We start from the raw sequence: 14,788 nt of genomic DNA, 5'->3' as shown, positions 1-14,788 counted from the left end.
ATTACCGCGATATTTCGATCAACTATTTCGTGCTTCGGCCCGCAGCTTACGACGGACGCGCCGACACACTTTCAGGAGGAAACAGATGAAAGACGACAGACAGCTCAAAATCGAAAGCGCGCTGGCGCAAATCGGCTCGCTCGAAGATCCGAACACGGGCGGAGTGACCTTCCCGATCTACCATTCGACCGCTTATCGCCATCCGGGACTGGGCCGCAGCACCGGCTTCGATTATACGCGTACCAAAAATCCGACCCGTGCCGTACTGGAAGAAGCTTCGGCGAAGCTGGAATCCGGCGACGCCGGATTCGCGTGCAGTTCCGGCATGGCCGCGCTGCAAACCGTCTTCGCGCTGTTCGGGCAGGGCGATCATCTGATCGTCTCGCTCGATCTCTACGGCGGCACGTACCGCCTGCTGGAGCGCGTGCTGTCCAAGTTCGGCGTCACCGCTTCTTACGTCGATACGAACGATCTGGACGGGATCGAGAAGCTGCGCACACCGAATACCAAAGCCGTATTCATCGAGACGCCGACCAATCCGCTGATGATGGTCACCGATATCCGGGCCGTCGCCGATTGGGCGAAACCGCACGGCATCTTGACGATCGTCGACAACACGCTGCTGACGCCTTTCTTCCAGCGTCCGATCGAGCTCGGCGCGGATATCGTCGTGCACAGCGCCACCAAATATCTGGGCGGACATAACGACGTGCTGGCCGGACTGATCGTCACCAAAGGCAAAGAGCTGTCCGAAGAAATGTTTTTCCTGCATAACTCGATCGGCGCGGTGCTCAGTCCGGCGGATTCCTACCAATTGATGCGCGGCATGAAGACGTTGGCGCTGCGCATGGAACGTCACGAGAGCAACGCGATCGCCATGGCGCGTTTCCTGCAAGACCATCCGCAGATCGAAGCGGTCTACCATCCGGGATTGCCCGATCATCCGGGACACGACGTGCAAAACAAACAGTCGAGCGGCAATACGGGCATCTTCTCTTTCAAAGTCAAAGACGCGCGCTGGATCGAGCCGATTCTTCGGCATATCAAGCTGGTCGCTTTTGCCGAAAGTCTCGGCGGCGTCGAGTCGTTGATGACCTATCCGTCCATCCAGACCCATGCGGATATTCCGCAGGAGATTCGCGACGCGATCGGCGTGGACGATAAGCTGCTGCGCTTCTCGGTAGGGATCGAGCATATCGACGATCTGATTGCCGATCTGGACGGAGCGCTGAAGGCGGCTCTTCAAACGACGGAAGGAGCGGAAGCCTAAGATGACTAACGAATCGAACGACAAACAGCCGCACGGAAACGAAGAAAGCCTGCGTACCGGCACGGAAGCGGCGGCGCAGCCTCAAGGACGCGCAGCGGATCAAGCCGGAGCGGCCGCGGATCAGCTTCGGACGCCGGAAGAAGCCGCGGCGGCGCTGGCGAACCGCCATTTCGATACCAAACTGATCCATTTCGGAGCGGAGATCGATCCGGTGACGGGCGCGTCGAGCGTTCCGGTCTATCAGGCATCGACGTTCCATCATTTCGATATCTATAATCCGCCGCAGTACGATTACAGCCGCTCCGGCAGTCCGACGCGTCAAGCGTTGGAAGATTATATCGCGCTGCTCGAAGGCGGAGCGGGCGGTTACGCGTTCGCTTCCGGCATGGCCGCGATCTCGGCGGCGCTGATGATCTTCTCGGCGGGCGATCATCTGATCGTGACGGAAGACGTCTACGGCGGAACTTACCGTCTGCTGACCACGATCTTGAGCCGGATGAACATCGAGACGACGTTCGTGGACATGACCGATCTTGAGCAGATCAAAGCCGCGCTCAAACCGAACACCAAAGGCGTGTTCATGGAGACGCCTTCGAATCCGACGCTCAAGATTACCGATCTGGGCGCGGTCGCGGATTGGGCCAGAGAGCATGACCTGATCACGTTGGTCGACAATACGTTCATGACGCCTTATTATCAACGTCCGATCGAACAGGGCGTCGATATCGTGCTGCACAGCGCGACCAAGTTCCTCGGCGGTCACAGCGACGTGCTGGCCGGTCTGGCCGTGGCGCGCACGCCGGAGCTTGCGGCTCAATTGAAGAAGCTTCAGAACGGACTCGGCACCGTGCTCGGACCGCAGGACAGTTGGCTGTTGATCCGCGGCATGAAGACGCTGGGCGCGCGCATGGATCGCAGCGAGATCGGAGCGCGCAGATTGGCGCAGTGGCTGTCGGAACGCGAAGACATCCAGGCCGTGTATTATCCGGGCCTGGCGGATCATCCGGGCCGCGAGATTCAAGAGAAACAGTCGACGGGTTACGGCGCGGTCGTCTCGTTCGACGTCGGTTCCGAAGAACGGGCGAAGCGGCTGCTCAGCCGCGTGAAGCTGCCGCTGGTCGCGGTCAGTCTGGGCGCGGTGGAGAGCATCTTGTCGTATCCGCCGATGATGTCGCATGCGGCGATGCCTCGCGAAGTGCGGCTGGAGCGCGGCATCGCCGACGGACTGCTGCGTTTCTCGGTCGGTCTCGAGAATATCGACGACTTGATCGCCGATCTCGATCAAGCCTTGGCCGACTGACTTTCTCCCGCTAAAGGGAGCAGGCTCTTTTTTCTGCTAAAATGAATTCGTCCTAACATGAAATCATGAAGAGAAAAGAGGGATCGTTATGCAATGGGCGGCCAATATTCTGGTTGCTGTAATCGCGCTGCTGCATGTCTATATTCTGGTATTGGAAATGTTCATGTGGAACAAACCGCGCGGGATGAAAGCGTTCGGACTCGAGCAGAAATTCGCCGACATGACCGTATCGCTGGCCGGCAATCAAGGCTTGTACAACGGCTTTCTGGCTGCGGGGCTGATCTTCGGCCTGGTCTATCCGCAAGCCGAAGCGGCTGCGCATATCCAGATCTTCTTCTTGGTCTGCGTGATGGTGGCCGGCATTTACGGCGCGGCGACCGCCAAAGTCAAGATCTTGTTTATCCAGACGGTGCCGGCGTTGATCGCGCTGATCGCCGTGCTGCTGGCTTAGTCCGCATCCCGGCAGTCGGCAGTACCGAATAACCGGTTCGCTTCGGCGGGCCGGTTGTTCGTTTTTTCCGAAGCGCGAACTTCATCATATTTAATTCTTTGCCGAAGTATGATAGGATTAAATGTATTGCAGTGCTTGTTACAATTTTAATTATTTAAAATAGAGATTTTGCGGTACGGATCGAACGGATTTTTCTAACTTTATTTGAACTTATTTTCACAAAGGAGGCTGCATGGCAATGAGTGCGGTTGATACGATATTGGACAAAGCTTTGCGCGGAGGACGTTTGGACACGGAAGACACGATCGCCCTGTACGAATCCGACGAGATCGAGAAACTGGGGCATGTCGCCAACGAAATGATGCTGCGCAAAAATCCGGACCCGATCACGACGTTCGTGATCGGACGAAACGTGAACTATACGAACGTCTGCGACGTCTTTTGCCGGTTCTGCGCGTTCTATCGTCGTCCGGGCTCGCCGGAAGGGTACGTGCTTCCCGACGAAGTCATCCTGCAAAAGATCAAAGAAACCGAAGACGTGGGCGGAACGGAAATTCTGATGCAGGGCGGGGTCAACCCGGATCTGCCGTTCGAATATTATCTGAACATCCTGCGCAAGATCAAAGAACATTTCCCGAATATCACCATGCACTCGTTCTCTCCGGCGGAGATCATGAAGATGCAGAAATTGTCGGGCATGTCGATGGAAGATACCATTCGCGCGATCCACGAAGCGGGTCTCGACTCGCTGCCGGGCGGCGGGGGCGAGATTCTCGACGACCGTACGCGCCGCAAGATCAGCCGTCTCAAAGGCTCTTGGCGCGATTGGATGGACGTCATGCAGACGGCGCACAAAGTCGGCATGAACACGACGGCCACGATGGTCATCGGATTCGGCGAATCGTACGAAGAACGCGCCCTGCACATGATGAGAGTACGCGAAGCGCAGGACGAGTGCATCCGCAACGGCTATGATTCAGAAGGATTCTTGGCCTTTATCTCGTGGACGTTCCAACCGGACAACACGAACATGAAAGTGGAGAAGCAGACGCCGGAACAGTACCTCAAGAACGTGGCGATCAGCCGGATCGTACTCGACAACATCAAGCACTTCCAGTCTTCGTGGGTCACGATGGGACCGGAAGTCGGCAAGCTGTCGCTGCAATACGGCTGCGACGACTTCGGCAGCACGATGATGGAAGAGAACGTCGTCTCCGCCGCGGGGACGACGCACAAAGTGAATATCGAGCAGACCTTGGAGATTATCCGCGAAGCAGGCAAGATTCCGGCGCAGCGCGATACGAAATACAATATTCTCAAAGTGTTCGACGACGAAAGTTATAAAGTTCAGCGCGATTTCATCATGCAGAACTAATCGAAGACCGGACATTCGGCTTCGGCAAAAATAAAGCAAACACCCCGTTCGCACGACGGAATCCCTCGGGACTTCCGTTAGCGAACGGGGTGTTTTTTGGTGATCGTAATGAAGGATAGGCTTACCTGCAAACTCTAATTGGCTTTCTTCAGCAGCAGATACAGAAAATACGGCGCGCCGATAAACGCGACGACGATCCCCGCGGCAAGTCCGTCTCCGTCGCCGAAATTGCGGCCGATCGTATCGGCGAGCAGCAGCAGCCATCCTCCCGCCAGCAGCGATATCGGCACGAACTTCTGATGCGCCGGGCCGACCAGCCCTCTGGCGATATGGGGAGCCATCAAGCCGATAAAAGAGATCCCGCCCGTCACGGAGACGGCGGATGCGGCCAACGCGACGGCGGCGAGCAGCAGCACGATGCGATCGCGCTGCACCGGAACGCCCGCGCCTACCGCCGACGATTCGCCCAGAGACAGCAAGTTCAACGCGCGGGATTTGATCAGCGCGACAGGCATCAGCACGACCAGCCAAGGCAGCAGAGCCAGTACGAACGGCCAGTCGGTGCCCCAGATATTCCCGGCCAGCCATCTGGAGATGAAATCGACTTTGACCCGGTCCACCGAGGAGATCAATACGATCATGATGCCCGATAGGGCGGTCGAGAACCCGACGCCGGTCAGGATCAGCTTGATCGGCTGAACGCCTTCTCCCGGTTTGTAGGCGAACAGGTAGATCAGCATGGAAGTCAGCAGGGCGCTGGCGAACGCGACGAGCGGCAGCAGATAGACGAACGTTCCGACCTCGATCGGCGCGAACAGGAAAAAGATCGCGACGCCGACGCCGGCTCCGGAATTGATGCCCACGATGCCCGGATCGGCCAACTCGTTGCGGGTAATGCCCTGCAGGAGCGAACCCGATAACGCCAGCGCCATCCCGGCCAGCAGCGTGATCAGGATCCGCGGCAGGCGAATCGAAAACAAAACGAATTCGTCTTTGAACGTGCCCTGCCCGAGCAAAGTCGGCAGAATCCGGTCATAAGAAACCGTCGAAGCGCCGAGACCCATGCTGACGAATATCGTCAGGGCGATCAGCAGGACCAACAAACCGACGATCGCCTGTTCTTTGCGCAGCAGCCGAAGACGGCGAATTCCGATTTCCGATTTCATGATAACGACTTCCCTCCTTTGCGCACGATGAACAGGAAGAAAGGCAGACCCAATATCGCGATGATCGCGGCGATCGGCGTTTCCAGCGGAGCATTCAGCATCCGTGCGGCGATATCGGCGAGCACCATGAACATTCCGCCGCAGACGGCCGACAGCGGCAGAATCGAGCGGTAATCCGTTCCGGCGAACGCCCGGACCAGATGCGGAATCATCAATCCGACGAAAGCCAGATTGCCGACCAGCGCGACGGACGCTCCGGCCAGCAGCGTAATGACCGCGTACAGCGCCAGTTTGATCCAGCGCGTATTGAGTCCGAGACCGATCGCCGTCGATTCGTTAAGGCTCAGAACGGTCAGATGCCGCGAGAGCATGACGGATACGGCGACTCCGGCCAGAATGATCGGCGCAAGCAGCCGAAGCTGTTCCCAAGACGTGCCGATCAAGCCGCCGGACGTCCACATGGAGACGCTTTTGGAGATTTTGAACTCCAAGCTGATCGCGTCCGCGGCCGCCGACAGCAGCGCCGAGACGGCCGCGCCGGCCAGCACCATGCGCAGCGGAGACAACGCTTTGCCGCGCAGCGCGAGCAGACCGAATACGAACAGCACGCCGACGCCCGCGCCGATGAAGCAGGCGATCATGACGCCGAAATAGCCGGCGGCCGGAATAAAAGCGAACACGACGGCCAGAGCCGCGTTGGCGCCCGCCGTTACCCCGAGCAGACCGGGGTCGGCGAGCGGATTGCGGGTCAGTCCTTGCATGATCGCGCCGGAGACGCCCAATGCGGCTCCGACCAGCAGCGCGCCGATCTCCCGAGGCAGGCGCAGTTCGCGAATGACCGAGATTTGTTCGCTTACGGCGTTCGTTCCGCTGATCGCGCTCCAAATATCCGCCACCGAAACTTCTTTGGCCCCGACCAGAATCGAAGCGACGAACACGAGCGTCATAGCCAGCAGGCCGAGCAGCAGTTTGAACGGAAACGAGCGTACCGGAGAAAAAGCAGCGGACTTTTTCATGACGGCCGATTATTCGCCCAGGAAAGATTTCTTGAAGAAATCGAGCTGATAATCGAGCGACAACGCGTCGTTGAAATAGAATCCGGTGGCATCGGCTTCATAGACATGGCCGGCTTTGACCGCGGGAATATTTTTGTACGTATCCGTTTGTTGGAACGAGTTGTCTCCGGTCAGCGTTTTGCTGAAGATCACGTAATCGCCCATATACTCCGGCAGGACTTCGAGCGACAGATCGTAATAACCCTGCTTCGAAGTGACTTCTTTGACTTTCTCCGGCATTTTCAGTCCCATCGCTTGATACAGGACTTCCGTGCCGCGTCCCCATGCGTCGCCGAACAGGTATAACGCTTTGGCGTCGCCTTCCATGACGGTAACCGTTTTGTCCGCGCCGATCTTGGCTTTGATGTCTTCGCCCGCCGCCGCCGCGCGTTGTTTGAAGTCGGCGACCCATGCGGCCGCTTCTTCGCCTTTGCCGGCGGCTTTGGCGACTTCTTCGATCTGAGTCAGGTAATCGACCTTATTGTATGTATAGGTGACGAGCGGAGCGATCTGTTTCAGCTTGTCGGCGTTCTTCACGTCGCTGGAAGCGAAGATCAGATCGGGCTGAAGCTCGATGATCTTCTCGACGTCGTCGGCCGAGACCTGAGCCACGTCGGCCAATTGGTCTTTGAAATTCGGATTGCCTTTGGTCCATTGATCGACGCCGACGACGGGAACGCCGAATTTGAGCAGCGTGCCGGTATAGCTGGACAAGTCGACCACGCGCTGCGGATGCGCAGGGACTTCGATCGGGCCGTTTTCGGACTGATAAGTCACGGTACCGGAAGCGCTGCCGGTCTCGGAACCGGAAGATTGTTCGGACGCCGAGCCGGATGCCGCTTCGGCCGCGGGTTGAGACGACTTTTGCCCGCAGGCGCTAAGGATCAACACGAACATCAACGCGAACATCAACGCGAACAGCAGAGGGAGAAGCTTTTTTTGCATGGAAAACACTCCTTTTAGTGAATATTCGATTTGATAACGATAATCGTTATCATCTAAACGCAATATCCACACATTACGGGGGCTTGGCGGGTTTGTCAATAAAAAGCTGCGCAAAAAGCCCGCCGACGGACTGCGAAAGCAGCCGGTCAGCGGGCTTCGATAGCGGATAAAAGCTTAAGCGGTGCGCGTCGGATACCTTGTCAACACGAATCGAAAAGGTACTTGCCTAAAGGCTAAACGTGTACGCTTGCCGATTGTTCCTTGATCGCTTTTTCCAAAAACTCAAGGACGGCGCGGTATACTTTCATTTCGTTTTCTTTTTTCGAGAACCCGTGGCCTTCGTCTTCGAGCACGATATATTCGACGTTCGCGCCTTTGTCTTGCAGCGCTTTGACGATCTGATCGGATTCCGCTTTGACCACGCGAGGATCGTTGGCGCCTTGGATGACCAGCATCGGCTTCGTCATCCCGTCGAGATAGGTGATCGGCGAGTAGGCGGTCAGCTTTTCTTTGTCCGCGACCGGGTCGCCGACCCATTTGTTCATGACCGGTTTCCAATGCTCCGGCACCGATTCGATAAAGGAGAAGAGATCGCTCGGACCGAAAATATCGACCACGGCTTTGAAATAATCGGCGTGGCGTCCGTGCAGCAGCAGCGCCATGTAACCGCCGAAACTTCCGCCCATCAGCAGCAGTTTGTCGCGGTCGGCGTAGCCTTTTTCCACGATCCAGTCCAGTCCGGCGATATTGTCCAATCTCGGTCCGTCGCCCCAGTCGCCTTCGACGAGCTTGCAGAAAGCCAAGCCGTAACCCGTCGATCCCCGGAAGTTCGGCGCGAAGATGTTGAAGCCCCGATTGACGAGGAATTGGAACAGCGAGCGGAACGCCAGACGTTCGGCCGCCTGCGGTCCGCCGTGCGGCCACAGAATCGTATGCCCGTTCGCGGAGTCTTCGGGAGCGCGGAAGAAGAGCGCTTCGATCTCCAGCCCGTCGAACGACGGATAGCTCAGCACTTCCGGCCGTACCAGCGTTTCTTCCGCGATGCCCGGTACGACGTAGTTCGTGCAGCGCGTCCATTCTTCGGAGAGCCGTTCTTTTTTGAAAATGTTGGTCGGACTTACGGAACTGCGGCCCAGAATGTACAGATTGCCGCTCTCCGCCACCTTGAGCGAAGAGACGACATCCACCGGAATCGGCACGCCGCCGAGCGCGCCGGATTCCAGATCGTACGTATAGAGATGATCGCTGACCCCTTTGCTTGCGGTCAAGTAGAGCTGATTGCGTTCTTTATCGTAAGTGACGGACGTAAAGTCGATGCCTTCGAGTTCGAGCAGTTTGGTCTTGCTTTCGGTCTTGACGTCGAAGCTCGCCAGATACGTGAAGTCGCCTCCGGCATTCGTCAGGAAATACAACTCGCTGTCGCCGGTGAACGTGCAGTCCGTGACCGTGTATTCGCCTTGCGCTTCCGGATCGAGCGAGACGTGTTTGTCTCCGTAGCAGACGAAGCCCGGCGCGTAAGTATTGGCAAAATGTTTGATGTAGACCAAATATTCTTCTTTCGGACTGACGTCCGCCAGAAAAACGGAAGCGTCGCCGGAACCTTGCAGCACCGATACTTCCTGACCCGTCGTCAGATCGCAGCAGAGCGCGCTGAGGTAGGTCGCGTCTTCTTTGGTCGACGTATAATAGAGGCGTTTGCCGTCTTCCGACAGGATCGGCCCCATATGGCGGTGGCCTTCTTTCACGCACAGCGGAAGCAGCTCGCCTCCCTGCGGCTGAAGCGCGTAAAGCTGGGAGTTCTCGTCGCCGTCCCGGTCGAACCCGACGACAAGGAATCGCCCGCGTTTGTCGTATCGGATCGCTTGGCAGCTCTGGCCGTTAAAAGTAAGCGGATACGGAAACGCGTTCGGAAGGTCCATGGCCCACAGATCAAACTTGCCGCTGAGGTTGGTGCTGAACACGAGCTGTCCTTCGTCGGGACTGATCGCAAAATCCTCGATCGCAAACGTACGGAAAAACTGCTCGACATCAGGTTTTTTGAACGATAGCATGGAATCCTCCTTATGGTCGGCTTTGCGCCGTGGAATAGGATGGTACACGATGTAGTATTCGCGACAGGTACGCGGAATCCTGCCTGATTTTATGAAAAACCGCGGCTTCCAAATTCGGGAAACGCGAGTGTTTCCGAGAAACGGGGTAATAAGAAAGAATGGACACTGTGCATACGAACATAAGAAGACAGGAGGATGCGGTAAAAATGGAAAAAGAAAAGCGATTCGACAAGGCGAACATCGAAGTGGTCGCATTCGACCTGGACGGCACGCTGATCGATACCTCGGAAGCGATGCTGGAGGTCTATCGGCAGGTGTTCGAGAAAGCGATCGAAAACGGCGACGCGAAAAAACAGCCGTCCAAAGAAGAGGTCTATTCCACTTTCGGGATGATCGGAGAAGAAGCTTGGAAAAAAGTCGCTCCCGATATGCCCGAAGCCAAACACCGCGAATACAAAAAGCTGCACGACGATCTGCTGAACGATAAAATGCGCGAACGCTCGTTTACGCTACCGGGCGTGCCGGAGCTGCTGCGTAAACTGGCCGAGACTTACGAACTGGCGACGGCCAGCAACTGCGGCGAGAATTATCTGTCCAACGTGCTGCGGCAGGACGGATTGGCCGACTCGATCGCTTACAAGCTCTGCGCCGGAAGCGTAGGCGCCGAGCGCAAAAGCGAAGTGTTGAACGAACTCAAGAAGCAGAGCGGAGGCACGCGCATCGTGATGGTCGGCGACCGGAAGTCGGATATCGACGCGGCCAAAGAAGCCGGGCTGCCGGTGATCGGGGTGGAATCGGAGTTTGCCGAACCGGGAGAATTGGACGAAGCGGACGCGGTGATCGCGAACATTGCCGATCTGCCCGACCTGCTGCTCGGCTGAACGCAAAGAGTTTGCTCCCCGCGGTCTTGACGGCCGCGAAGCGCGGCTTTATAATGAACAGCAGCAAAAGCAACGACGAAGACATGGATGCCGGGCAATCGGCACCGCTCCAGAGAGAGGAAACGACGGCTGCAATTTCCTCCGGACCGGCCTGCATTCACCCCTTCCGAGCTGCGTTTTCGAACCCGATCGCGAAGCGATCGGTCAGTAGAGAACGCCGGAACGCACTTCCGTTATTGACGTGCACAATGAGGGCTTACCGTCCCGCCAGTACCTTTAATGTTGACAAGGTACGAGGTCTATCGACCGCCGCGCGGACCGGAGCCGAATCAGGGTGGAACCACGGGCATAACGCTCGTCCCTTCGCGGGACGGGCGTTTTTTTGCGTTCGCTCTCGCGACTTATTTTCCCAACATCGAAGGAGGAATTTTGATCATGGCTATCTCTATCAGCCTGCCGGACGGCTCCGTCCGGGAATACGCGGAAGGCAGCACGATCGAAGACGTTGCGGCTTCCATCAGCAGCAGCCTGCGCAAGAACGCGCTCGCGGGCAAACAGAACGGCATCGTGGTCGACCTGTCGACGAAGCTCGAGAACGGCGCCGCGATCGAAATCGTCATGCCGGGTTCGCCGGAAGGTCTCGAAGTGGTTCGCCACAGTACGGCCCACTTGACCGCGCAGGCGGTTCGTCGTCTGTTCGGCACGAAAGAAGTGCATCTGGGCGTTGGTCCGGTCATCGAAGACGGCTTCTACTACGACATGGATCTGGAACACGGCCTCAATCCAGAAGACCTTCAGAAGATCGAGAAGGAAATGGAACGCATCGTCGGCGAGAACCTGCCGATCACGCGCCGCGAAGTCAGCCGCGAAGAAGCGCTTAAGATCTTCGGCGAGCTGGGCGACCCGTACAAAGTCGAGTTGATCGAAGCGCTGCCGGAAGATTCCGCGATCACGATCTACGATCAAGGCGAATTCTTCGACCTCTGCCGCGGACCGCACGTGCCGTCGACCGGCAAACTCAAGGTCTTCAAACTGCTGAGCGTGGCCGGCGCTTACTGGCGCGGCGACAGCAAAAACAAAATGCTGCAGCGCATCTACGGTACGGCCTTCTTCAAAAAAGCCGAACTGGACGAGCATCTGCATTTCCTCGAAGAAGCGAAAAAACGCGATCACCGCAAGCTCGGCAAAGACCTGAAAATGTTCACGTTCAACAATCTGGTCGGTCAAGGCCTGCCGATCTGGCTGCCGAACGGCGCGAGACTGCGCCGCACGCTGGAGCGTTACATCGTGGATCTGGAAGAAAGCTTGGGTTACCAGCACGTTTATACGCCGGTCATGGGCAACGTCGAGCTGTATAAAACGTCCGGCCACTGGGATCATTATCAAGAAGACATGTTCCCGCCGATGGAACTGGACAACGAATCGCTGGTTCTGCGTCCGATGAACTGTCCGCATCATATGATGGTGTACAAGAGCGACATGCACAGTTACCGCGAACTGCCGATCCGGATCGCGGAACTCGGCTTGATGCACCGCTACGAGATGTCGGGCGCGCTGACCGGCTTCCACCGCGTTCGCGCGATGACGCTGAACGACGCGCATATCTTCTGCCGCCCGGATCAGATCAAAGAAGAATTCGGCCGCGTCGTGAAACTGATCGCCAAAGTCTACGAAGATTTCGGCATCGACAGCTACCGCTTCCGTCTGTCGTACCGCGATCCGCAGGATACGGAGAAATACTTCCAGAACGACGAGATGTGGGAGATGTCCCAACGCATGCTGCGCGAAGTCGTGGAAGAACTCGACCTGCCGTTCTACGAAGCGGAAGGCGAAGCCGCGTTCTACGGACCGAAGCTCGACGTGCAGATCAAAACGGCGCTGGGCAAAGAAGAAACGCTGTCGACCGCGCAGCTCGACTTCCTGCTGCCTGAACGTTTCGAACTGGAATACGTCGGCGACGACGGCCAGAAACACCGTCCGGTCGTCATTCATCGCGGCATCATCAGCACCATGGAACGCTTTACGGCCTTCCTGCTGGAGAACTTCGCGGGCAATCTGCCGCTGTGGTTGTCGCCGATGCAGGCGAAGATCATTCCGGTATCGGGCAACTACAACGAATACGCCGAGCAGGTCGCCGACAAGCTCAGAGAAGCCGGCATCCGCGTAGAGACCGACGTGCGCAACGAGAAGCTCGGTTACAAGATCCGCGAAGCGCAGCTCGAGAAATCGCCGTACATGTTCGTCGTGGGCGAGAACGAGAAAGAAGCCGGCGGCGTCTCCGTCCGCAAACGCGGCGAAGGCGACCTGGGCGCCAAGCCGCTGGACGAAGTGATCGCGCTGCTGCAAGAAGAAATCCGCACGCGCAAGATCTAAATCATCGTCGGGCGCAGCCTAAGACCGTTCCTTTCGGGGAACGGTCTTTTGCCGTACTCTCACCGCTTCGCGATCCTTCGTCAGCCGCAGCCGACCGCGCATCTCCGCCCCAAGACCGAGCCGGCTCCTCTTCCGGCCCTGCCGCAAGTTCGCTCCGAAGCCGTAACCGGAATTCATTCCCGCGCCGCTTATAGGCGATGCGATTCTGCGTCATACTGAAAAAAAACGAAGAGGAGGCGCGGAAGGATGAAGCGCAAAGTGAAAAGATTGCTGAAGGAGGCCTACGGCCGGCTGTTCGGACAAGGGGCGGAAAAAGAAACCCGCGCGGCGGGACTCGCCGCTCGGCGGGTAAAAGAACTGCGAACGGGAGCAGGCGAGAGAAGGATGAACGATCGGCGCGAATTGAACGAGGAATGGGCGCTCGACTCCCGAAGATTGCTTTTCTGAAGCCGCGCCGCGAGCGGGTCGGCGAAGCCGTCTCGGTCTCGAGACCGAGGCGGTTTTCATTCCCGCGCCGCTTTTGCCCGCAGAGCGATTCCGGTACACTGAAAGCAGGATAAAGATCGTACCCGGAACGCCCGAATCGCGGTGTCCGGCCTATATACGAGGAGGAGAGCCTAATGAAAAAAAGTGGAGCATTGTGGCTGATCGCGATCGGAGGCATCTTTCTCGCCTATCAGCTCGGCTACGTTACCTTTAGCATCGGAGACCTGATTCGCACGTTCTGGCCGAGCATCTTGATCATGATCGGCCTCTCGCAGCTGCTCGGCATGAAAAAACACAGTTCGAGCGCGATCGGCAACGTGATCATGGTCGTGATCGGCGGATATTTCCAAGCGCGCAATCTGGGCATCGACGTGATCAGCCCGGGCGAATTCTTCAAGTTCCTGTTCCCGGCGGCGCTGATCTTCGGCGGCATCTACGCGCTGGTCAAACCTAAACGTTCGCCGGTATACCCGCCGGCTCAAAAGGAGAGTCCGGAAGACATGTACAATAAGAACTACCCGCCGACGCCTCCGGTTCCTCCGGCTCCGATCGAACCGCTGGAATCCCCGCTCGATCGGATGTTCGTGAATCTGGAAAAAGATCAGACCGAAGCGGATCGCAAGCAGTCCCGAGAAGAAGAACGCAGCCGTTACGAATGGAAGCCGGAAGATCCGGAGCGCGAATCCGGCGGACGCGACGGCAAGCCTTCTTCGTCCGAATTCCAGAAAATCGGGGACATGGCTCGCGATATCGGCAAGCAAACGGCCGACCAGGTTCGCAAGATCGACTTTTCCCGTATTGCGGACGAAGTGAAAAGCGAAGTCGACAGCGCGATGAAAGATCTGAAGAAATCGATGAAAAGCGACCATGAAAAACACGGTCACGGCAAAAGCAAAATTTCGCTCGAAAAAGATCCGTTCCCGGAAGATTTTGCGGACGGAGGCAGGTTTTACGACGGATGCGGCGAAGATTCTAATTACCGGTTCGGCGGTTACGACCGCGAAGCGATGAAGAAAGCGCGTCAGCAGGCCGACAAAGAAAAGAAAGAAAAAATGGTCAACGAATCGAGCTTCATCGGGGATTATTATATCGGCCGCGATTATTTCCGGCTCAAACCGATGAACGTGTCCCACTTTATCGGCGATACCGTCATCGATCTGACCAAAGCGCAGATTCCTTACGGCACGACGAAGATCAACGTATCGAGCTTTATCGGCGACGTGGTGATCTATATGCCGAACGATCCGGAAGTCGGCGTCAAGGTGCACAGCAGTTCGTTCCTCGGCGACCAGAATATCTTGGGCAACAGACGGACCGGCATGGTCGGCGGCGTCGACGAGACGTATAATTACGACGAGTGCGCGAAGCGGATCAAGATCAACGTCAGTTCGTTCATCTCGGACGTGAACGTCAATATCGTAGGGTAAAGGCGGTC

At 57.2% G+C, this 14,788-nt stretch carries 12 protein-coding genes; 8 read left to right on the top strand and 4 right to left on the bottom strand.

What is annotated here, in order from left to right:
• The first annotated feature begins 85 nt into the window (after nucleotides 1–85).
• The 4 genes from CDO73_RS19575 (at nucleotide 86) to mqnC (ending at nucleotide 4,396) form a co-directional block, all read left to right on the top strand.
• On the top strand, nucleotides 86–1,270 hold the full coding sequence (locus tag CDO73_RS19575) for a PLP-dependent transferase (RefSeq protein WP_088490214.1): 1,185 nt from the start codon (nucleotides 86–88) through the stop codon (nucleotides 1,268–1,270).
• Nucleotide 1,271: 1 nt separating this feature from the next.
• Complete coding sequence (locus CDO73_RS19570; protein WP_088490213.1) at nucleotides 1,272–2,570, top strand: trans-sulfuration enzyme family protein; 1,299 nt, start codon at nucleotides 1,272–1,274, stop codon at nucleotides 2,568–2,570.
• Nucleotides 2,571–2,658: 88 nt separating this feature from the next.
• Complete coding sequence (locus CDO73_RS19565; protein ID WP_088490212.1) at nucleotides 2,659–3,021, top strand: DUF1304 domain-containing protein; 363 nt, start codon at nucleotides 2,659–2,661, stop codon at nucleotides 3,019–3,021.
• A 238-nt stretch (nucleotides 3,022–3,259) separates the two neighbouring features.
• Nucleotides 3,260–4,396, top strand: a complete 1,137-nt coding sequence (gene mqnC, locus CDO73_RS19560) for a cyclic dehypoxanthinyl futalosine synthase (RefSeq protein ID WP_088490211.1) — start codon at nucleotides 3,260–3,262, stop codon at nucleotides 4,394–4,396.
• A 134-nt stretch (nucleotides 4,397–4,530) separates the two neighbouring features.
• On the opposite strand, the gene CDO73_RS19555 is transcribed toward mqnC, so the two are convergent.
• From CDO73_RS19555 to CDO73_RS19540, 4 genes are all read right to left on the bottom strand, one after another.
• Nucleotides 4,531–5,562 (bottom strand): FecCD family ABC transporter permease, encoded by a 1,032-nt coding sequence (locus CDO73_RS19555; RefSeq protein WP_179218762.1) that lies wholly within the window; start codon nucleotides 5,560–5,562, stop codon nucleotides 4,531–4,533.
• Entirely contained in the window at nucleotides 5,559–6,578 is a 1,020-nt protein-coding gene (locus tag CDO73_RS19550) for a FecCD family ABC transporter permease (protein ID WP_088490210.1), read from the bottom strand. The genes CDO73_RS19555 and CDO73_RS19550 overlap by 4 nt, the downstream gene beginning before the upstream one ends.
• Nucleotides 6,579–6,587: 9 nt before the next feature.
• Nucleotides 6,588–7,562, bottom strand: a complete 975-nt coding sequence (locus CDO73_RS19545) for an iron-hydroxamate ABC transporter substrate-binding protein (protein ID WP_088490209.1) — start codon at nucleotides 7,560–7,562, stop codon at nucleotides 6,588–6,590.
• A 233-nt stretch (nucleotides 7,563–7,795) separates the two neighbouring features.
• Nucleotides 7,796–9,613, bottom strand: a complete 1,818-nt coding sequence (locus tag CDO73_RS19540; protein ID WP_088490208.1) for a S9 family peptidase — start codon at nucleotides 9,611–9,613, stop codon at nucleotides 7,796–7,798.
• Between the two features lie 206 nt (nucleotides 9,614–9,819).
• On the opposite strand from CDO73_RS19540, the gene CDO73_RS19535 reads away from it, so the two are divergent.
• The 4 genes from CDO73_RS19535 to liaF all read left to right on the top strand — a co-directional run bounded on the left by CDO73_RS19535 (nucleotide 9,820) and on the right by liaF (nucleotide 14,780).
• Nucleotides 9,820–10,494, top strand: coding sequence for an HAD family hydrolase (locus tag CDO73_RS19535; protein WP_179218761.1), 675 nt, complete (start codon nucleotides 9,820–9,822; stop codon nucleotides 10,492–10,494).
• A gap of 435 nt (nucleotides 10,495–10,929) precedes the next feature.
• Nucleotides 10,930–12,867, top strand: coding sequence for a threonine--tRNA ligase (gene thrS / locus CDO73_RS19530; protein WP_088490206.1), 1,938 nt, complete (start codon nucleotides 10,930–10,932; stop codon nucleotides 12,865–12,867).
• 246 nt (nucleotides 12,868–13,113) lie between these two features.
• The gene (locus CDO73_RS19525) at nucleotides 13,114–13,314 is read left to right on the top strand and encodes a hypothetical protein (protein WP_088490205.1); all 201 of its coding nucleotides are present in this window, start codon (nucleotides 13,114–13,116) and stop codon (nucleotides 13,312–13,314) included.
• 173 nt (nucleotides 13,315–13,487) lie between these two features.
• Nucleotides 13,488–14,780 carry a cell wall-active antibiotics response protein LiaF gene (liaF, locus tag CDO73_RS19520; RefSeq protein ID WP_088490204.1) on the top strand — a complete coding sequence of 431 codons (1,293 nt, stop codon included), beginning with the start codon at nucleotides 13,488–13,490 and terminating at the stop codon, nucleotides 14,778–14,780.
• Nucleotides 14,781–14,788 lie beyond the last annotated feature (8 nt).

The sequence above is a fragment of the Saccharibacillus sp. O23 genome, from assembly GCF_002205895.1.
Classification (GTDB): domain Bacteria; phylum Bacillota; class Bacilli; order Paenibacillales; family Paenibacillaceae; genus Saccharibacillus.
This window is presented reverse-complemented; position numbering and strand designations above follow the sequence as displayed.